The sequence below is a fragment of the Methylophaga pinxianii genome, assembly GCF_020447225.1.
GTDB lineage: Bacteria > Pseudomonadota > Gammaproteobacteria > Nitrosococcales > Methylophagaceae > Methylophaga > Methylophaga pinxianii.
In genome coordinates, this window is record NZ_JAJAEO010000177.1 from 24,327 (window position 1) to 44,621 (window position 20,295).

Consider the following 20,295-nt stretch of genomic DNA (forward strand, 5'->3'; position numbering starts at 1 on the left):
TGTATCAGTTCTGGATGAACACCTTCCTGCCAGAATTGATGTAGCCGATCATATTTGTGGGCTTTTTTTATGAGAATCCAACTCTTTCAGAATAGTATGAATCCGATTAGCTGAAGGTAGCTAATTAGGCGACGCGCAGTAAAAGATTTAAATCGAGCAATATCTTTATCCAGTTGCTCGCTTTGGGCAATAAGATGCAGGTGATTTTCAAGAATTACGTAGGCATATATATTCATCCCCTCATTCATCATGAATCGAAAAGAGTCGAATAAAATATTGACGGTGTCTGGCCGGGTGAAAACGGGTATCCAATTTAATACCGTTAAGGTCATAAAGTGTGGTTGGGTTGGATCAGTAAATATATAGCGGCTTCGGCCCATGCCTTATAATCCTTTACGTAGCATTGCTTAAGTTAAAGCATAGCACACAGGCGTTCCCACGCGGGAGCGTGGGAACTAGGAAATGCTCATCCGCTATCCTGGTTCCCACGGTCCTCCGTGGAAATCTACCAAGCGACATTCATAAGCGTCGACATCGGAACGAGATTTCAACTCTCAGTGTTCAAGTGAACATTTAATTTGAGTAAATTTCAGGCACAAAAAAACCACCCAAAGGTGGTTTATTTTTGTTTTGGTGGAGGCGGCGGGAATCGAACCCGCGTCCGCGAATCCTCTGCCTTCAGCTCTACATGCTTATTTCATCTATTAATTTAACTTCAAGCTACCCGATGAACAGGGAAAACATGAAGCGATCTTGTTAGGTTTTAGTCTATCAGTACCAAGCATACGTCAAGACGATCTTGTGAGAGTCGACGCCCGATACCAGACGCACAAGCACGGATCTGGTCGGACGGCATTCACTGGTTATTAAGCAGCTAGTGCGTAGTTGTTATCGTTAGCAACTATATTTTTCCAATCTTTTTTACGAGAAGAACTGGAGTACTCGGCATGCACCTTAGGTTTCGTAACCCACGTCGAAGCCAGGTCGCCCCCAAAGGTTTGTAGTACGTTAGTCATTATACGGATTTTAAAGTTCCGTGACGATCTTTAAATATTTTTAAACAGTCGTTCTTTATCACGTTGCCAATCACGCTCTTTCATGGTGGCCCGCTTATCATGCATTTGCTTACCTTTAGCCAAGGCAATTTCGATCTTGGCTTTGCCTCGCTTCCAATACATATTAAGCGGGATTAAGGTGTAACCTTTGCGCTCAACAGCGCCAATCAGCTTATTTAACTCGTTACGATTAAGCAGCAGTTTACGGTCGCGTTGTGGTTCGGGGACCACGTGGGTGGAAGCCGTTTTTAATGCCGTGATTAAGGCATTGGCTAACCAGGCTTCGCCATGACGGATCAGCACATAGCTGTCACTCAGCTGTGCTTTGCCTTCGCGTAAGCTTTTGACTTCCCAGCCTTCCAGCACTAAGCCCGCTTCGAATTTTTCTTCTATAAAAAATTCGTGGCGCGCTTTCCGGTTACGGGCGATAGTATTATCTGTTTGTTGAGGTTTATTCTTTGTGGCCATGGCGGCATTATACATGTGCATATTGCTGCTTGGCTTGAGCATTTTAGGAATTTCGCCCAGAATCGAGGCTATTTATCTCTTATGAGTGCGATATGGATAGACCGTTAAAGTCGGTTCATGGTGAGTGGACTTCTCGTTGGGCCTTTATTCTTGCTGCTACTGGTGCGGCGGTTGGCCTGGGAAATATCTGGAAATTCCCCTATATCACTGGTGAATATGGCGGTGGGGCTTTTGTATTAATTTACCTGGCTTGTATCTTTGCCATCGGTATTCCCATCATGATGGCGGAAATTCTCATTGGTCGGCGCGGCCGACAAAATCCTTTTAACAGTCTTGCTAGCCTGGCGGAAGAAGAAAAAGCCTCTTCACTTTGGAAATACCTTGGTTTTGCTGGAGTATTAGCCGGTTTTTTAATCCTGTCGTATTACAGTGTGATTGCCGGTCAGGCAATGGCGTATGTTCCCCGTTTGTTATTCAATGTATTTGAAGGGGTGACACCCGATGGTGCGCGAAACTTGCATCTGGCTTTCATTAAAGACCCTGAGAAACTGCTGGCCTGGCATACCATTTTTATGATGCTGACCATGTTGATTGTGAGCCGTGGGGTTCAAAGAGGGCTGGAAAAATCTGTGCGGTTTTTAATGCCAGCATTATTTCTGATTTTGCTGGCATTGGTGGCTTATGCTTATCAGACAGGTGTGTATTTTGATCAGGCTGTAAATTTTCTGTTTAAGCCGGATTTCTCCCGGTTGACCACAGAAGGTGTATTGGCGGCCATGGGGCATGCATTTTTCACGCTGAGTCTGGGAATGGGCGCCATAATGGTATACGGCTCCTATTTACCTAAACGTACCTCTATTTTTAAAGTTTCGCTCGCCATTTCTTTTATGGATACAGCGGTAGCCATTCTGGCTGGACTGGCTATTTTCCCATTGGTCTTTGCCAATAATATGGAACCGGGCGCGGGACCGAGTTTAATTTTTGAAACGCTGCCGATTGCCTTTGGCCATATGGAAAATGGCGCAATTTTTGGTGGGCTGTTCTTTTTGCTGTTGGTTTTTGCTGCCTTGAGTTCGGCGATTGCTTTGGTTGAGCCTGTGGTGACCTGGTTAGTCGAAAATTTTGAGATAAAGCGGCTTAATGCCTGCATTTGGGTCGGTATCTTGGTATGGTTACTTGGCCTGTTGAGTTTGTTCTCTTTCAATGTGCTAAAAGACTGGACTTGGCTTGATATGACGGCCTTTGAGTTGCTGGATTTTCTCACTGCCAATATTATGTTGCCTTTGGGTGGTATGTTAATTGCCATCTTTGCCGGATGGATCATGTCGCAACGCAGTACTCAGGAAGAGCTGGGGATAAAATCCAACCTGATTTATCACGAATGGCGCTTTTTAGTTCGCTATGTTACGCCAATAGCGATTTTTGTTGTATTTGTGAGTTTGACAGGTGTATTGGATTTCATCTTTTGATTATTTTCATTAGAGGTCAATAGAAACACTAAATGACGACTATTACACGCAGTTCACTGGTGATGTATACGCCGGATCAGATGTTTGATCTGGTGAACGATGTTGAAGCTTATCCCAGTTTTCTCCCCTGGTGCCGCGGCAGTAAAATTATCAGTAAGAATGATAGGGTTATATGTGCCACTTTGGATATAGCCAAAGGAGGGATCCATCATGAGTTTTCTACACGAAATACCCTGCAGCATGGTGAATCTATTCGTATTGAGTTGATTGATGGTCCATTCCGACATTTAGAAGGTTTTTGGCAATTCAGTCCGATTGGTGACAACGAGGGTTGCCGAGTTCAGCTGGATATGGATTTTGAGTTTTCTACTCGATTGTTGGATTTAGCTTTAGGACCTGTATTTACCCAAATCTCCGGTTCATTAGTCGAAGCATTTTGTGTCCGTGCCAAGGAAATTTATGGAAGCCGCTAATACAAAATTGATTACTGTTGAAGTCGCCTACGCGCTGCCTGATGAACAGGTAATTTTGTCATTGGAGGTGCCTGAAAATACCCCGGTTGAACAAGCCATCAAACGCTCAGGCATTTTAGAGCGTTATCCACAAATCAATATGGACAGCGATAAAGTCGGTATTTTTGGCAAGATTTGTAAGCTCGATGCCACGCTCAACCACAAAGATCGGATTGAAATTTATCGGCCTTTAATTGCCGATCCCAAAGAGTCACGTCGTCAAAAAGCCGAGATGGAAAAGAAACATAAAGCCGCGGAAGCTGCTAACGATTAATTCTGCTCAGCAGACTCTAACCACTCCAACTCTGCATCAGTAAAGCCCGCCTTTTTGCGGGCTTCAATATGAAATGGCCCACGGATCTCACCATTAAAATAAGTTTTTAATAATGTGGTGAAGGTGGAAGTAGGTTCCAGATCACGTTGCTCGCATAGATAATTAAACCAGCGTGTGCCGATTGATACATGACCTACCTCTTCGCGCAAAATCACTTCGAGAATTTCTACTGCAGCCAAATCACCACTGGCCCGCAATTTATTCATCATACCCGGCGTCACATCCAGTCCCCTCGCCTCTAATACCCTCGGCACCAGTGCCATGCGAATCAAAGGATCATGATGAGTTTTTTGCGCCATTTCCCATAAACCGTCATGGGCGGGAAAATCGCCATATGCATAACCGGCTTGTTGTAAATGTGCCGACAGCATGGAAAAATGTTTCGCCTCTTCATCTGCCACTTGTAACCAGTCACGATAATAATCGTCAGGCATATTGATAAATCGTGCAATCGCATCAAGCGCTAAATTAATCGCGTTAAACTCAATATGACAGATAGCATGGATGAGAGTGGTATGCCCGGTCTTTTGATTGTTTCGACGTCGCGGTAAATCCCGGGGAGACACAAGTTCTGGCTTCGCAGGTCTGCCGGGAATGGCAGGTACATTCAACGGTTGATGTTGAACCAGATAGCCATGTTGATAACATTCGGCGGCGAGTTGCCGGGTTCTCAGCGCTTTTTCAGCCGCATTGCTCACCAGTAGACATTGTAAAGCCTGCTGACGTAAATCTATTTTGGAATCAACCATCCATTCGTACTCTAGGATCAACAAAGGTGTAAGAAATATCTGTCAGCAGCAGGCCGAGAATATATAAAACAGAGCCGAGAAAAACCATGGCTCGAACAATGGCAAAATCCTGGGCATGAATGGCGTCGATGGTATAACTGCCCAGTCCCGGAATACCAAAAAATGATTCCAGAATCAGACTGCCCATAAATAAGGTGGGAATTACCACGACCGCGCCGGTCAATATTGGAATCATCGCGTTTTTCAACACATGTTGAAACAACACGCGAATTTCGGATAAACCCTTTGCTCTGGCCGTACGCACATAATCCTTGGAGATTTCTTCTAAAAATAAAGTGCGGTACCAGCGCGACCCCGATCCGATGCCCGAGACAATACCAATAGCAACCGGTAATAACAAAAACTTGAGTGTATGGATCCCTTCGCCAAAACCGGATATCGGTACTAACAGCATGATTTTACCGATTAAAAACTGTCCGGCAATGATATAAAACAAACTGGAGACCGACATCAAAATAACGCATAACACGACACCACCCAGATCGACATAGGTTGCCCTAAAAAACACCATCATCAAGGCAAAGGTAATATTGACCAGCAACCCGACAATAAAAACCGGAATTGCAATGGCCAGACTGGGCCACATACGGGTTTTGATATCCTGACCAATATCACGACCATCATCTGCCTGACCAAATTGAAAACTGAATAATGCTATCGTTTTGTCAAAAAAAATCGTATCACTGAGCTTGGCAAAACCTTCCGCGGATTCATTCCATAATAAATCACGGTCATATCCCCGCTCCTGCTTCCATGTTGTAATCGCCTGCTCGGTAATATAGCGCTCCCCCAACTGCATTCTTGCCATATCATCCGGTGTATTCACCATAAAAAACAAGGCAAATGTCAGCGCATTTACGCCCAATAAAATGGGAAAAGCATACAAAATACGGCGGATAATATAAGCCAGCATAGTCGTCTCAGAAACTGCCATTACATTCTGCTTCGAGCCAGGAGTGTCAACTCATTGAGGTGGATGTTATGGATCAGTTGGGTTTACAGGAATTAAAGTAAAACATTGTAACAGTGCAGCTCTAGGTTTGGTTATCAAGCAATTACTAATATTGTAGGTTTATTCGACAACTATTAATGATTACTATGGTCACAATCTTACGTAATCCACCGGGAGTAAAAGATGGCAAAAACAGCAATGGATCTTGTTCAGGCAGCTAAAGCCGCTATTCAGCAAATCAGTGTCTCTCAGGCACAACAGATGCTGGAAGAAGACAGTATCGCTCTGGATGTCCGCGAATCTGAAGAACTGGGCACCGGACAGATTGCTGACGCCAGACATATTCCACGTGGGATTCTCGAATTTACTATTGAAAGCCACCCGGATTTTAAGGATAAGACACGGCCTATTGTGGTGTATTGCAAATCAGGGGGACGAAGTGCATTGGCTACGGCAACATTACAACAGCTTGGTTATACCAATGTATATTCGTTAATTGGAGGCTATGATGCGTGGAGTGCCGCATTAGCAGACAATTAATATAACTACTAATAAAGAGCATCAGTCTGGAGGGGGAAAGACATGTTTACACGCTTTTGGATAATTGTCGCTTTGATGATGATCAGCCTGTCAGCTATCGCTGCCGAAACCCAGATTATGGTTCGGGCTAAAGCAGTTGATTCGAAATTTATTGGGACCAGTGTCGGAGGTATTCGCACCATAGTGGAAGATGCTGAGACCGGCGAAATACTCGATGAAGGCTGGATCAATGGTGGCACTGGCGATACCGCGGTTTTAATGGAAAATCCGATAAAACGTGGAGAACCACTGACTGATGAAAATACCGCAGGTTTTTTGGCCACAGTGGATATTGATGCACCCCGCTTATTAAGATTCAAACTGATTGGACCCTACGGCTATCAACAAGCCTATCAGGAAGCCAGTGTGACCAGTTGGGTCATCCCGGGTAAAGACATACTGGGTGATGGCATCATGATTACTATGACAGGCTTTATCGTTGATGCATGGACTCGTGTACTGGAAGGTGGTCAGGTCGATATTTATACCAAAGCCTCCTTGCTCTGTGGCTGCCCTATCACCAAAGATGGGCTCTGGAAGGCAGATAATTACGAAGCCAAAGCCATTATCATGCAGGATGAAAAAAATATTGATGAAGTCACACTCGACTTTACCGGGCCAGCCGGCATGTTTAGTGGCAAAACCACGATTACTGAGCCGGGACACTATAAAGCCGTTATTTATTTGTTTGATGCGAAAACCGGCAATGTTGGCGTGGACCGAGCAATGTTTGAAATTCCCAAAGCGCCGTGAATCATCCCGTTGAGTTGTAACAAACTGCCTGGCAATGCGTCTCTTTACACAAATGCCATTAAAAGAGTAGCAGCATGAGAATACAAAATTATGCCGTTGAAGGAGCCGGACTTGGCTTAAGACGCAGCTTTATTGATGAGATCATGCAATTGGAGCAACCACCTATCGACTTTATCGAAGTGGCTCCTGAAAACTGGATGGAAATGGGTGGCCGACTGGGCAAAAAACTGCGTGCCTTCAGTGAACGGTTTCCGATGTTATGTCATGGTCTCTCATTGTCTATTGGCAGTCCTGCACCGCTGGATGAGGCTTTTGTAAAACGTATTAGACAATTTCTGGATGAGCACCGGGTTCGGCTGTATAGCGAACATTTGAGCTATTGCAGTGATGATGGTCACCTGTATGATTTAATGCCCATTCCCTTTACTGATCAAGCTGTTAGCTATGTGGCGGATCGCATCAGTCGGGTGCAGGATATTTTGCAGCGTAAACTGGTGATAGAAAATGTTTCGTATTACGCCGCTCCCGGACAACAGGTTGAAGAAATTGACTTTATTAATGCCATCTTGCAACGCGCAGATTGTGAGTTGTTACTGGATGTGAATAACGTCTATGTAAACAGCATTAATCATGGCTATGACGCCAAGAGTTATATTAAAGCGGTCAATAGCAAGCGCATCGCTTACCTGCATATCGCCGGTCATTTTAATGAAGCTGAAGATTTGATCATCGATACCCACGGGGCTGATGTGATTGATCCGGTATGGCAATTGTTACATTACACCTATCAGCAACATGGCGTTATTCCCACCCTGCTCGAACGTGACTTTAATATTCCATCGCTCAACACACTGTTTGATGAAGTTGGGCAGATCCGTCATATCCAGTCGCAATATCGATCTGATCATGTCGCAAGCGCCTGACTTTATAACTACTCAGCAACAGTTTACTGCGCACCTTCGGGATCCTGAGACAGCGCCTGAACCGGCAGATGTGGAATCACGCCGTATGGCGATATACAGACGCTTGGTATATAACAATATAGAAAGTTTTTTAAGCAGCGCCTGCCCGATATCCAAACAGATCCTTGGCGATACTGCATGGCATGATTTAGTAAGGGATTTCATTCGTCAGCATCGTTGTGCTTCCCCGTTATTCAGTGATATTGCCCGTGAATTTGTCAGTTACCTTGAAGAACAACCTCAGCAAGATCTGCCAATGCCATTTATTGCGGAGTTGGCACATTATGAATGGGTTGAATTAGCGTTAGGTATTGCCAGTGCAGACTTTGTAAAACGCGAGCTGGATGAACATCAGGATATCCTGCAACTCAATCTGCAACGCTCTCCACTGAGCTGGAGTTATGCCTATAACTATCCAGTGCACCAAATCTCTGCAGACAATTTGCCTGACAAACCAGCAGAAACACCCTATTTTCTTTTGCTTTATCGTAATGATGAAGATCAGGTGAAGTTTATTGAATTAAATGCTGTGAGTGCGCGTCTATTGGATTTGCTCGAGGCGGGACAGACGGGTCAGCAAGCCGCGCAAGCGATTGCCGAAGCATTACAGCACCCTCAACCAGATATTGTCCTGCAAGGCGCAAAACAATTAATTGAAGATTGGTTACAACGCGGTATTGTGATCTAGAGGCATAAAAAAACCGGGCTAGTAAACTAGCCCGGTTTTTTTGATTGCTACGATGCTATTAGTTGGTCGCTAATTCAATCGCTTCAGCAGCCAAACGGGTAATTTCATCCCAGTTTTCAGCTTCGACCAGATTCGCGGCACACATCCATGAACCACCAACACAACCTACGTTCGGCAGACTGTAATAATTTTTAACATTCTTCTGGCTGACACCACCAGTTGGGCAGAATAAAATTTGTGGAATCGGCGCACCAATGGATTTCAGCATTGGAACACCACCTGCCGCTTCAGCCGGAAAGAATTTCATCGCCGTAATACCACGTTCCAGCAATCGCATCGCTTCACTTGGATTAGCAACGCCCGGTAATAATGGCACGCCTGTTTTTAATGCTGCTTCAATCAATGTGTCTGTTGTACCAGGGCTGACAATAAATTCTGCGCCGGCATCAATTGCTGCATTCAACGTTTCAATGTTAATAATGGTGCCTGCCCCAACAATCGCATCGGGCACTTCAGCTTTAATGCGCCGAATTGACTCCAATGCTGCATCAGTACGCAAGGTGATTTCCAGAACTTTCAGGCCACCTTTAACCAATGCATTGGCTAACGGTACAGCATGTTCAACATTGTTGATCACCATCACCGGGACAATCGGTGACACTTGCATAATTTCGTGAATCGTTTTGCTCATATAAAAAATATCCTAAATTTTCTGTTGGACAGTTATTCAACGTTGAACATATTGATAGCGCCTTCTTCTGCTGAAGAAACGCCGGCCCGGAAACTGTCAAACAGTTCACGGCCACTACCATAATGATGTTCGGTATTGGCCATCATGCAAGACAAGCGAGCATTAAACTCTTCATCATCAACCAGCACATTCATAATGCCATTTTCGGTATCAAGATGAATAATGTCGCCATCTTTGATTCTGGTCAGAGGACCACCATCAGCTGATTCCGGACACATCTGAATAGCAGATGGGACTTTACCTGACGCACCAGACATACGACCATCAGTAACCAAAGCAACTTTGAAACCACGATCTTGTAATACACCAAGCGGTGAGCTCAGTTTGTGCAGTTCAGGCATGCCGTTAGATTTTGGTCCCTGGAAGCGTAATACGACGATCACGTCTCTTTCCAATTCACCATTTTTGAATGCAGCTACCGCATCATCCTGGTCATCAAAAACCATGGCCGGTGCTTCAACAACACGATGTTGTGGATCAACTGCTGATACTTTAGATACACCACGACCCAAATTACCCTGGATAAGATGAACACCACCGGATTTTGCAAATGGCTCATCAACTGTACCGATAACCTCTTTATCCAGTGAAGATTTCGGTCCTTCCTGCCAGATAAGTTTGCCATCAATGATTTTTGGCTCTTGACTGTACTGTTTCAAACCTTTTTCATTACCGACCGTAATAATGTCTTCGTGCAATAAGCCGTGAGAGATCAATTCCTGAATCAATACGCCCATCCCACCAGCAGCCTGGAAGTGATTTACATCCGCGCTGCCGTTTGGATAGACCCTGCTTAATAATGGAACGATATGTGATAGGCGATCAAAATCATCCCAGTTAATTAAGATACCGGCAGCACGAGCAACGGCTACAATATGCATGGTGTGGTTAGTTGAACCACCGGTTGCCAGCAGACCGATAATGGCATTAAGAATCGCTTTTTCATCGATCATATGACCGATAGGACGGTAATCATCACCCATTGCAGTAAACTTCAATACCTGACGTGCTGCTTCTTTGGTTAATTCATCTCGCAATGGCGTATTTGGATTAATAAACGTACCACCCGGCAAATGCAGCCCCATGATTTCGACCATCATCTGGTTGCTGTTCGCTGTACCGTAAAAAGTACAGGTGCCGGGACTGTGGTATGACTCTGATTCCGCTTTTAATAATTCTTCGCGACCGACTTTGCCTTCGGCAAACAGTTGGCGGATGCGGACTTTCTCTTTGTTAGGTAAACCGCTCGGCATTGGGCCAGCCGGGACGAAAATAGTCGGCAAATGTCCAAAGCTCAGCGCACCAATTAACAAACCTGGAACGATCTTATCGCAAACGCCCAACATCAAAGCCGCATCAAACATGTTATGGCTGAGACCTACTGCAGTGGACATAGCAATAACGTCACGACTGAAAAGTGACAAATCCATGCCTGGGAAGCCTTGGGTAATCCCATCACACATTGCCGGTACACCACCCGCAAACTGTGCAACACCACCTGCTTCTTTCGCCGCTTGTTTAATTAATGGCGGAAAATCTTTGTAAGGTTCGTGCGCAGACAACATGTCATTGTAGGCAGAGATAATGCCGATGTTGGCTTTTTTGTCACCAGCCAAATCGCTTTTTTCCGTCGCGGCACAAGCAGCAAAACCATGAGCCAAATTGCCACAACCTAATGTGAGACGATGAGGACCTTGGCCTGCAGCTTCGTCAATACGAGCAAGATATGCCGTGCGAGATTTTTTACTTCGTTCGATCACTTCGTTGGTGAGCGAGTCTAAAACCGGATGAACCATAAAATAAGTCTCTCTTTCGTTTACTTGTAATGTCGAAGTAGCGGGATTCGAGGCCGCGTGATTGCAGCAGCGTTAATCCATCAGAACTAATATTCAGACAGAGCATTATATTCCTTATCACTCTTTTTCGCACTGTTTCTGGGCATGCGTCTGCCAGTAATCAAATTCATGGTTTACAAAATCTTCATTCACTATCCTGCAAATCGCGGAATGCCTGAGTTTGGCAGAATGAATATCTGGTCTGTGCAGGGACAACTTCCCAGCCAGGTTATCAAGCATAACAATAATTTGCTTGCCGAGGAGGTAAATTGTGCGGCAATAAAACAGTACAATAACAGGATTTTCCAACGTACCTTCGGTATGATGTCACGCTATTTTTCATCGATATTTCGATGTCTTGTTGCTCAATTATTAGGTGATAAAAATGACTGAAGTTAAACGCCTCCGTCAGGTAAAAAGCTTTGTCAAACGCGAAGGACGCTTAACGCCCGGCCAACAAAAAGCATTAGATTTGTTGTGGCCAAAATTCGGTATTGAAGCTGATGGCAAGTTGATTGATATGCAAAATTTGTTTGGTCGCCAGGCGCCTGTTGTCTTTGAAATTGGCTTTGGCAATGGGGCTTCGCTTATTGAAATGGCCATACAACAACCCGAGAGCGATTTTATTGGTGTCGAAGTACATCGTCCAGGGGTTGGTCAGCTATTAAAAGCCATCGAAGAGAACCGGCTGACGAATGTGCGCGTGGCCTGCACGGATGCGGTGGAACTGCTGAAGAAACAAATTTCAGATAATGCCCTGCAGCGTGTTCAGCTTTATTTCCCGGACCCCTGGCATAAAAAACGTCATCACAAACGTCGTATCATTCAGCCTGCCTTTGTCACGGTACTGGCACAAAAGATCGTTTCAGGTGGCTTTTTACATATGGCTACCGATTGGCAGGATTATGCGGAGCAAATGCTGCAGGACTTATCCGCCAGTGACACTTTTATAAACACCAGTGCATCAGGTGATTTTATCCCTCGTCCGGACTTCAGACCCCTCACCAAGTTTGAACAACGGGGTCATCGCCTTGGCCACGGCGTGTGGGATTTACTGTTTCAACGAAATTAATTATTACAAACTTGCTTCATTTGCACGCTTGAGCTAGTTTTGCGCCTTATATCTCTGACTTTTAACAGGTGACGCAGCCATGCCCATGTCTCGTGCAACGCAATTCGGTTTTTATTTTATGTTCGGGGCAGTTAGCAATTCTGTTATGGCAGCTGGCTATGCCCTGATTGAACAGAGTATCACCGGCCTGGGTCGTGCTTTTTCAGGAAGTGCCGCTGTAGCAGATGATGCAAGCACTATCTTTTTCAATCCGGCAGGCTTGACCAACTTAACCCGTAAAGAAATGAACATGGGGTTAAATCTGATCGCGCCACGAGCCGAATTCTCTGATAGGGGTTCGAATGCCAATGGCATACCATTAACCGGTGGTGATGGCAGTAATGCGGGCGAAATGGCCGCGGTTCCTAATTTTTACTATGCACAGCCATTAAATGAGAAAACAGTCGTGGGTATCGGCGTAGGGGCACCTTATGGCCTGGTCACCGACTACGGTGATAGCTGGCAAGGGCGTTACCATGCGATTCGATCTGACTTATTAACGGTCAATATCAACCCCAGCATAGCGTTTAAACCGACAGAAAAACTGTCATTGGGCTTTGGGGTGAACCTGCAATATATTGATCTGGAACTCACTCAGGCAGCAAACTTTGGTGTCTTATCTGGTACCCCCCAACAAAATGATGGTCGGGTAAGGTTAACGGCAGATGACTGGAGCTGGGGCTATAACCTTGGTATGACCTATCAGTTCACCGAAACCACACGCATGGGATTAAGTTATCGTTCTAAAATCACCCATGACTTAACTGGTGAGGGTGAGTTTCGCACTCCACCAAACGTTAGTGCTAGCGCTACTGCACTGGGCTTTAGGGATGGTGATATTAATGGTCGGGTGACTTTACCTGAATCCGCCTCAATCGCTTTACATCATCAACTCAATCCAAAATGGGCTGTCATGGCAGATGCCAGTTGGACCCGTTGGAATCGCTTTGAAGAATTACGGATCAACTCAGACGTACAGAGACTTAATTCTGTTAAAGAAGAAGACTGGGAAAACTCCATGCGATATGGGCTGGGTCTGGAATATCGGGCGAATGACCGTTGGTCATGGCGGGCAGGCATTGCTTACGATGAAACACCCATCCCTAACGCGCAACGTCGAACTCCCCGCATCCCAGACAGTGACCGCACATGGCTGGCTTTTGGAGCAAGTTATTACTATAGCGATAACATTATCCTCGATGCTGCTTATAGCCATATCTTTATGAAAGATACCAATATTGATGATACGGATGCCAATGGCAATCAATTGCTGGGTCGTTATAAAAATTCGGTCGATATCGTTGGTGTTCAGTTACGCTGGTTTTTTGATTAATCATGACCTCACAGGATTATATTTCACCTGACAAAGCGCAGACGCTCTATGGATTATTTTGTGAACGGGTGAAGCGCAGCCCTGACAACGAGGCTTATGGCTATTTTGATAATGAGAGCAAACAGTGGCAAACACTGAGTTGGCAGAATGTGGCAGATCAGGTTTATTTATGGCAACAGGCTTTGCAACAGGAAAATCTGCGTAAAGGGGATCGGGTTGCACTGAATTTACGAAATAGCAAAGAGTGGATATTTTTTGACTTGGCTGCCTTGAGTCTGGGGTTAGTGGTAGTCCCTCTTTATCCTGATGATCGTCCCGATAATGTTGCTTATATTCTGCAGGATGCTGATGTCCGTTTGTTGTTATTAAATAACCTCAAACAGTGGCAAGCGATTAAAGCCGTATTGCCAGAGGAGCATAGTCTTAATCGTATTATTATCCTCCATGACGAGTCTGCCGAGAACGAGTTGCCTTTGACCACCTTAGCTGACTGGCTTACACAAACTGATAATGATATTGCTCTCTCTCCTGCTGCACCGGATCAGTTAGCCTCCATTATTTATACCTCAGGCACTACTGGACGATCCAAAGGTGTGATGCTCAGTCATCAAAATATGCTTTCTGTCGCCTATGGTTCACTACAATTTTTTGAAATTTTACCGAACGACATTTTCTTATCCTTTCTGCCTTTGTCACATACTCTGGAACGTACTGGTGGATACTATCTGCCAATGATGGCCGGCTCGAAAGTAGTGTTTTCTCGCAGCATCCCTCTGCTGGCCGATGATATGCGGCAAGTAAAACCCACCATCATGATTGCCGTGCCCAGGATTTTTGAACGGATTTATGATCGAGTCCACAAACAACTCTCAGAAAGCAGCTGGATCAGACGTTTAATTTTTAAAGCTGCAGTAAATGTCGGCTGGAAGCGTTTTCAGTACCAGCAAGGTCGAAAATACTGGTTTCCTTCCATCTTGTTGTGGCCATTATTAAATAAACTGGTGGTGCGCAGGTTTCATCAACGGCTTGGCGGGAACCTGCGCTTAGCCGTTACTGGAGGTGCCGCCCTGCCTTCCTACGCTGCTAAGATGTTTATCGGCTTGAACCTAACCCTACTCCAAGGCTACGGGCTTACTGAAACCAGTCCGGTTATCAGTGTGAACGACCCATCAAGCAATGATCCAGCAAGTGTGGGTCGTCCAATCAAAGGCGTGGAAGTTCGTATCGGTCAACAAGACGAACTCGAAGTTAAAGGCCCAGGCAATATGCTGGGCTATTGGAATAATCATAAAGCCACGTCCCAGGTCATTGATGCAGATGGTTGGTTGCATACCGGAGATAAAGCTCGAATCAGTGAAAGCGGGCATATTTATATTGTGGGCCGCATTAAAGATATTCTGGTGCTTAATAACGGTGAGAAAGTCCCGCCGGGTGACATAGAAGCAGCAATTATCAGCAATGGTCTGATTGAGCAGGCTTTGGTGTTAGGTGAGGGGCGGCCCTATCTTGCGGCATTATTAGTTATAAATGGCGAAAAATGGCCGCAGATTGCGCAACAACTTGGTTTGGATCCTTTGTTAATGGATAGCTTAGATAGCAAAGTACTTCAGCACTATTTTATTAAGTTATTAAGACAATGGTTATTTGAATTTCCGGCCTATGCCCGAATTCGGCGGGTGTATCTGACATTGCAACCATGGACGCTCGAAAACGGTTTGCTCACTCCCACATTAAAGGTTAAGCGAGCTTTGGTACTGGAAAAATTTGATAGGCAAATCCAGGCACTTTATAGCGACGCATCAGGCTGATACGGATAAAGGCTCATTAATAAATTCTGGAATATGCCGCATAATGGCTTCAACGGTATGAAATGATCCAAAAATCAGAATACGGTCACCTGTGACTGCGTATTCTGCAGCGGTGTTATAGGCCTGTTCTACTGTGTCTTGAAGATGAACCCTGTCATTAGCAATTTTTCCTTGTAAACCTGCAGCTAGATCCTCAGCAGACTGCCCCCGATCTCCTGTCAGCCCTCCGATAAACCAGTTATCGATAACAGGAAGCAAGGCATCAAAAACGGCCCGACTGTCTTTGTCTCGTAACATGGCAATAACAGCATGGGTTTTACCTTCACAGGAGATTTCTCGTAACAGTTTTGCCAGATTTTCAGCACCTTGCTGATTATGCGTAACATCAAAAATGTGTGTAACTGGTCCGTCAATCTTTTGAAAACGCCCTGCCAGTCTGACTTGTTGCAAACCATTGCGGATGGCCGTTTCTGTAATTTTTGTCATGCCACTGTCTTTCAACAAGCTAATGACCTGTAATACGGCAGCACTATTTTGAAACTGGTAACACCCCAACAGTGCGGGGTGAGGTAGAGCATCAAATTGGTACTGTTTATTTTGCCAATGCCAGACATCACTCTGACTTTGATAAGTGAAATCTTTAGCTGCAATATACGCTGGCGCAGCGAGTTGATGGGCAATTTCAATCACGGTAGACGGTGGAGAGCTTTCGCTGCAGACGACCGGATGTTGCGCTCGCATTATGCCCGCTTTTTCAATACCGATAAGCTCACGGGTATCGCCTAACCAGACCGTATGATCCAAGCCAATCGGGGTGATTAATGCAATATCCGCATCAAACAGATTTACCGCATCCAGGCGTCCTCCCATACCGACTTCAAGTATGGCGATATCGATATCCTGACGACAGAAGATATCCGCCGCAGCCAAAGTAGCGAATTCAAAATAACTCAGTGAGACATCACCACGAGCTGTATCAATACGGTCAAAGGCTTCACAAATCTGTAGATCTGTTGCCGGTTGTCCATCGACCACAATACGTTCGTTATAGCGTAATAAATGCGGCGACGTATAACAGGCCGTACGATAACCGGCAGCCGATAGAATAGAAGCTAATAAGGCAACAGACGATCCTTTACCATTGGTTCCGGCGACTGTCACCACGCGAAAAGGCAATTTTTTGTCAGCATACATTTGCTGCCAAACTGCTCGAATCCGATCCAAGCCGGGATCTATCTCAGTGAAATGAAGCTTTTCCTGCCATGCCAGCCACTGCGGCAAGCTATTAAATCGCATAAACTGGATGTTAAACAGCGATACGATTTTGCATCATGGTCAACAAATTATTGAGACGATCACGCATTTCGCGACGGTCAATAATCATGTCAATAGCACCATGTTCCAACAAGAACTCACTGCGCTGAAAGCCCTCAGGTAACTTTTCACGAACAGTCTGTTCAATAACACGTGGTCCTGCAAAACCGATTAATGCTTTTGGCTCTGCCACATTTACATCACCAAGCATAGCTAAACTTGCAGAGACGCCACCCATAGTCGGATCAGTCATCACAGATATAAAAGGAATGCCAGCTTCTTCCAGTTGCGACAGAACAGCGCTGGTTTTAGCCATTTGCATTAGGGAAAATAACCCCTCCTGCATCCGCGCACCGCCACTGGCAGCAAAACAGATTAATGGTAATTTTTTGGCTAATGCCACTTTCGCTGCACGAACAAATTTTTCACCGACTACTGAGCCCATGGAACCGCCCATAAACCCAAAATCGAATGCAACGACGACAACGGGCAGACCTTTCAATGTGCCCTGCATCGCTAATAAAGCATCATTTTCACCCGTGGTTTTTTGTGCTTGGGTAATACGATCTTTATAACGTTTGCTATCTTTGAATTTAAGTGTATCGACAGGTTTTACTTCAGTTCCGATTTCCTGCCGATTGTTTTCATCCAGGAAGTTTCCCAATCGAACGCGGGCATTAATACGCTGATGATGATCGCATTTTGGACACACCATTTGATTACGTTCCAACTCTGCTCGGTAGAGAACGTTGTCACATGCAGGGCATTTACACCAGACACCTTCTGGTACCGAGCGGCTACGGCCACTGGTGCGGATTTTCGACGGTAATAATCTTTCAAACCAACTCATTGTGTCACCTTCACTCTATTTATGCCGAGACGCTGGCTAAGTCACGCGCATTAATTGCGTGACGCATTTCAGCTAATAAACTTGCCACTGCGGCAGGTAAATCCTGTGGACGATTGGCATGTTCTTCAATGCAACGAACCAATGTACTGCCCACGACCACGGCATCAGCAACCTGAGCAACAGCAGCAGCTGACTTGCCATCTCTGATACCAAAGCCGACACCAAGCGGTAAAGAAGTATATTTGCGAATCTCTTCCAGTTTGGCAGTCACTTCATTAATTTCCAGCGCAGCGGCCCCGGTCACACCTTTTATCGATACGTAATAAATAAAGCCTTTGGCATGTTGGGCAATTTTCTGCATTCGCTCTGCTGAGGTGGTAGGAGCAACGAGGAAAATCGTATCGATGTCATGTGAATTCATCAACTGCAGGAATTCTTCAGATTCTTCTGGTGGCATATCAACCGTTAACACACCATCGACGCCAACCGCTTTAGCTTTCCTGGCAAAGTTTTCGTAGCCCATGGCTTCCAAGGGATTGGCATATCCCATAAGCACAATGGGTGTCTCAGTATTTTTTTCTCTGAACTGTTTCACCATGTCCAGAATGGAGTTCAAGGTGACATCATTTTTTAATGCACGTTCGCAGGCCTTTTGAATGACAGGTCCATCTGACATTGGATCAGAGAATGGCACACCAAGCTCGATAATATCAGCACCGGCCTCAACCAAGGCATGTAGCAGCGGCACTGTTACCCATGGTTCCGGATCACCTGCCGTTACATACGGAATAAGTGCGGTTTGCCCATCTGCCTGAAGATTTTTAAAACATTCTTTAATACGACTCATTGTATATTCCTCAAAAATTCAGACCCGCCATGGCGGCGACGGTGTGCATATCTTTATCGCCACGTCCTGATACATTTATAAGGATACTTTGATCGGCTGACATTGTTGGCGCTAATTTTGAAGCATAGGCCAAAGCATGGCTGGTTTCTAACGCCGGAATAATACCTTCAGTACGCGTCAGCTCATGAAAGGCCTCTAAAGCTTCAGTATCTGTCACCGTCACATATTGTGCACGTCCAATATCTTTTAACCAGGCATGTTCAGGTCCCACACCAGGGTAATCCAAACCAGCCGAAATAGAATGTGTTTCGGTAATTTGCCCAGCAGTATCCTGAATCAGATAAGTACGATTGCCGTGTAATACGCCAGGGGTGCCTGCTGATAATGGAGCTGAATGCTGACCGGTTTGCAGGCCATGGCCCGCCCCTTCAACACCAATCATCGCAACGGATTTATCTTCAATAAACGGATAGAACAGTCCAATGGCATTAGAACCACCACCTATGCAGGCCACCAGCGCATCAGGGAGTTTCCCGGTGGTGTTCAGCATTTGCTGGCGGGCTTCACGACCAATAACGGATTGAAAGTCACGTACCATCGCCGGATAGGGATGAGGACCAGCTACCGTACCGATAATATAAAAAGTATCATCTACATTGGTGACCCAATCACGTAGGGCTTCATTCAATGCATCTTTCAGTGTTTTAGAACCGGATTGTACAGGCACCACTTCAGCACCTAACAGCTTCATCCGGTAAACATTCTGCGCCTGACGGGCAACATCTTCGGCTCCCATATAGACGACGCATTCCATTCCCAAACGAGCGGCTACTGTTGCCGTCGCGACGCCATGTTGGCCGGCTCCCGTTTCAGCAATGATACGGGTTTTGCCCATACGTTTGGCCAGCAGCGCCTGACCAATAGTGTTATTTACTTTGTGAGCGCCAGTATGATTGAGATCTTCACGTTTTAAATAAATCTGCGCACCACCGAGCTTGCGGGTCCAGTTATCAGCATGATAAATAGGAGAAGGACGACCAACAAAATCAGCAAGATCTTTATCCATCTCGGCTTGAAAGACCGGGTCATTTTTATACTGTTTATAAGCTTCTTCCAGCTCATAAATAGCACCCATGAGGGTTTCACCAACAAAACGCCCACCATAAGGACCAAAATGACCTAACTCATCGGGGTAATGTTTAAAGTAATCATCAATCTGTATCTCAGGCATTTGCCACCTCTCGCATGAATGCGCTTATTTTATTATTACTTTTAAGTCCTTTCGACTCTTCTACACCGCCACTCACATCAACTGCATAAGGCGATACCTGGCGAATAGCTTCGGCAACATTTTCAGTTGTCAGACCACCCGCGAGTATTAACGGCTTGTTAACCGCAGTAATCATTGACCAATCAAAAGTCTGACCGGTTCCCCCCGGCACGCCTTGTTGGTAGCTATCCAGCAATAAAGCTGATGCTTCAGAAAAATCTTCTGCAGCCTGTATTAAATCGGCTGCTGACTGCATGCGTATCGCTTTTATAAACGGTACGTTGAATTGAGTACAAAAATCTGCTGATTCATCGCCATGAAATTGCAATAAACTTAATGGAACCTGTTCGAGAATATGTCGTACCGTCTCTACAGACGCATTCACAAATAAGCCTACAGTCGAGACAAACGGGGGCAGCTGCGCAGTAATTGCCATTGCTTGAGACACGGTTACTGCTCGGGGACTTGGTTCATAAAAAACCAAACCTATCGCATCAGCCCCACTTTTTACAGCAAATTCAGCATCTTGGCGACGCGTAATGCCACATATTTTAACGCGGGTTCTCATTTTGAGATTATCAGCTTTCTAAAAGTT

At 45.4% G+C, this 20,295-nt stretch carries 21 protein-coding genes and 1 other RNA gene; 11 read left to right on the forward strand and 11 right to left on the reverse strand.

What is annotated here, in order from left to right; all coding sequences use genetic code 11:
• Positions 1–631: 631 nt before the first annotated feature.
• Positions 632–992: a transfer-messenger RNA gene (ssrA, locus tag LGT40_RS10350) on the reverse strand.
• A gap of 54 nt (positions 993–1,046) precedes the next feature.
• The gene (smpB, locus tag LGT40_RS10355; protein WP_226070617.1) at positions 1,047–1,538 is read right to left on the reverse strand and encodes an SsrA-binding protein SmpB; all 492 of its coding nucleotides are present in this window, start codon (positions 1,536–1,538) and stop codon (positions 1,047–1,049) included.
• A gap of 77 nt (positions 1,539–1,615) precedes the next feature.
• On the opposite strand from smpB, the gene LGT40_RS10360 reads away from it, so the two are divergent.
• From LGT40_RS10360 to LGT40_RS10370, 3 genes are read left to right on the forward strand one after another with little or no spacing between them, the layout of a single operon-like run.
• Entirely contained in the window at positions 1,616–2,992 is a 1,377-nt protein-coding gene (locus LGT40_RS10360; RefSeq protein ID WP_226070620.1) for a sodium-dependent transporter, read from the forward strand.
• Positions 2,993–3,024: 32 nt separating this feature from the next.
• A complete protein-coding gene (locus LGT40_RS10365; protein ID WP_226070622.1) occupies positions 3,025–3,465 on the forward strand; it encodes a type II toxin-antitoxin system RatA family toxin in 441 nt (146 codons plus the stop codon).
• Positions 3,452–3,778: an RnfH family protein gene (locus LGT40_RS10370; protein ID WP_226070624.1), complete on the forward strand. Its 327-nt coding sequence runs from the start codon at positions 3,452–3,454 to the stop codon at positions 3,776–3,778. Before LGT40_RS10365 ends, LGT40_RS10370 begins: the two co-directional genes overlap by 14 nt.
• On the opposite strand, the gene LGT40_RS10375 is transcribed toward LGT40_RS10370, so the two are convergent.
• Both LGT40_RS10375 and LGT40_RS10380 read right to left on the reverse strand, forming a co-directional pair.
• Positions 3,775–4,587 (reverse strand): ferritin-like domain-containing protein, encoded by an 813-nt coding sequence (locus LGT40_RS10375; RefSeq protein WP_226070626.1) that lies wholly within the window; start codon positions 4,585–4,587, stop codon positions 3,775–3,777. The two genes, LGT40_RS10370 and LGT40_RS10375, sit on opposite strands and share 4 nt — an antisense overlap.
• Positions 4,580–5,560, reverse strand: a complete 981-nt coding sequence (locus LGT40_RS10380) for an ABC transporter permease (RefSeq protein WP_226070697.1) — start codon at positions 5,558–5,560, stop codon at positions 4,580–4,582. The genes LGT40_RS10375 and LGT40_RS10380 overlap by 8 nt, the downstream gene beginning before the upstream one ends.
• 222 nt (positions 5,561–5,782) lie before the next feature.
• Between LGT40_RS10380 and LGT40_RS10385 the strand changes: the two genes are divergently transcribed.
• From LGT40_RS10385 to LGT40_RS10400, 4 genes are all read left to right on the forward strand, one after another.
• On the forward strand, positions 5,783–6,139 hold the full coding sequence (locus LGT40_RS10385; protein WP_226070628.1) for a rhodanese-like domain-containing protein: 357 nt from the start codon (positions 5,783–5,785) through the stop codon (positions 6,137–6,139).
• Positions 6,140–6,181: 42 nt separating this feature from the next.
• A complete protein-coding gene (locus tag LGT40_RS10390) occupies positions 6,182–6,931 on the forward strand; it encodes a hypothetical protein (protein ID WP_226070630.1) in 750 nt (249 codons plus the stop codon).
• Between the two features lie 74 nt (positions 6,932–7,005).
• Positions 7,006–7,854 (forward strand): HvfB family MNIO-type RiPP peptide maturase, encoded by an 849-nt coding sequence (locus tag LGT40_RS10395; RefSeq protein WP_226070632.1) that lies wholly within the window; start codon positions 7,006–7,008, stop codon positions 7,852–7,854.
• Positions 7,838–8,581, forward strand: a complete 744-nt coding sequence (locus LGT40_RS10400) for an HvfC family RiPP maturation protein (protein WP_226070634.1) — start codon at positions 7,838–7,840, stop codon at positions 8,579–8,581. The genes LGT40_RS10395 and LGT40_RS10400 overlap by 17 nt, the downstream gene beginning before the upstream one ends.
• A 58-nt stretch (positions 8,582–8,639) precedes the next feature.
• Here the strand turns inward: LGT40_RS10400 and LGT40_RS10405 are convergent, their stop codons facing one another.
• Both LGT40_RS10405 and edd read right to left on the reverse strand, forming a co-directional pair.
• On the reverse strand, positions 8,640–9,272 hold the full coding sequence (locus LGT40_RS10405) for a bifunctional 4-hydroxy-2-oxoglutarate aldolase/2-dehydro-3-deoxy-phosphogluconate aldolase (RefSeq protein ID WP_014707368.1): 633 nt from the start codon (positions 9,270–9,272) through the stop codon (positions 8,640–8,642).
• 32 nt (positions 9,273–9,304) lie between these two features.
• Complete coding sequence (gene edd / locus LGT40_RS10410; protein WP_226070636.1) at positions 9,305–11,128, reverse strand: phosphogluconate dehydratase; 1,824 nt, start codon at positions 11,126–11,128, stop codon at positions 9,305–9,307.
• Positions 11,129–11,272: 144 nt separating this feature from the next.
• Here edd and LGT40_RS10415 point away from each other — a divergent pair, with 144 nt between their 5' ends.
• The 4 genes from LGT40_RS10415 (at position 11,273) to LGT40_RS10430 (ending at position 15,419) form a co-directional block, all read left to right on the forward strand.
• Positions 11,273–11,560, forward strand: coding sequence for a hypothetical protein (locus LGT40_RS10415; RefSeq protein ID WP_226070637.1), 288 nt, complete (start codon positions 11,273–11,275; stop codon positions 11,558–11,560).
• A complete protein-coding gene (trmB, locus tag LGT40_RS10420) occupies positions 11,553–12,239 on the forward strand; it encodes a tRNA (guanosine(46)-N7)-methyltransferase TrmB (protein WP_226070638.1) in 687 nt (228 codons plus the stop codon). Before LGT40_RS10415 ends, trmB begins: the two co-directional genes overlap by 8 nt.
• 79 nt (positions 12,240–12,318) lie before the next feature.
• On the forward strand, positions 12,319–13,611 hold the full coding sequence (locus LGT40_RS10425) for an OmpP1/FadL family transporter (RefSeq protein ID WP_226343200.1): 1,293 nt from the start codon (positions 12,319–12,321) through the stop codon (positions 13,609–13,611).
• A gap of 2 nt (positions 13,612–13,613) precedes the next feature.
• Positions 13,614–15,419, forward strand: a complete 1,806-nt coding sequence (locus LGT40_RS10430; protein WP_226070640.1) for an AMP-dependent synthetase/ligase — start codon at positions 13,614–13,616, stop codon at positions 15,417–15,419.
• Here the strand turns inward: LGT40_RS10430 and folC are convergent.
• The 5 genes from folC to LGT40_RS10455 are packed head-to-tail and all read right to left on the reverse strand — an operon-like array spanning position 15,411 to position 20,268.
• Entirely contained in the window at positions 15,411–16,715 is a 1,305-nt protein-coding gene (folC, locus tag LGT40_RS10435) for a bifunctional tetrahydrofolate synthase/dihydrofolate synthase (RefSeq protein ID WP_226070641.1), read from the reverse strand. The two genes, LGT40_RS10430 and folC, sit on opposite strands and share 9 nt — an antisense overlap.
• A 10-nt stretch (positions 16,716–16,725) precedes the next feature.
• Positions 16,726–17,583 carry an acetyl-CoA carboxylase, carboxyltransferase subunit beta gene (gene accD / locus LGT40_RS10440; RefSeq protein WP_226070642.1) on the reverse strand — a complete coding sequence of 286 codons (858 nt, stop codon included), beginning with the start codon at positions 17,581–17,583 and terminating at the stop codon, positions 16,726–16,728.
• Between the two features lie 19 nt (positions 17,584–17,602).
• Positions 17,603–18,430, reverse strand: coding sequence for a tryptophan synthase subunit alpha (gene trpA / locus LGT40_RS10445; protein WP_226070644.1), 828 nt, complete (start codon positions 18,428–18,430; stop codon positions 17,603–17,605).
• A 10-nt stretch (positions 18,431–18,440) separates the two neighbouring features.
• Positions 18,441–19,661, reverse strand: a complete 1,221-nt coding sequence (trpB, locus tag LGT40_RS10450; protein ID WP_226070646.1) for a tryptophan synthase subunit beta — start codon at positions 19,659–19,661, stop codon at positions 18,441–18,443.
• On the reverse strand, positions 19,654–20,268 hold the full coding sequence (locus LGT40_RS10455; protein WP_226070648.1) for a phosphoribosylanthranilate isomerase: 615 nt from the start codon (positions 20,266–20,268) through the stop codon (positions 19,654–19,656). Before LGT40_RS10455 ends, trpB begins: the two co-directional genes overlap by 8 nt.
• Positions 20,269–20,295 lie beyond the last annotated feature (27 nt).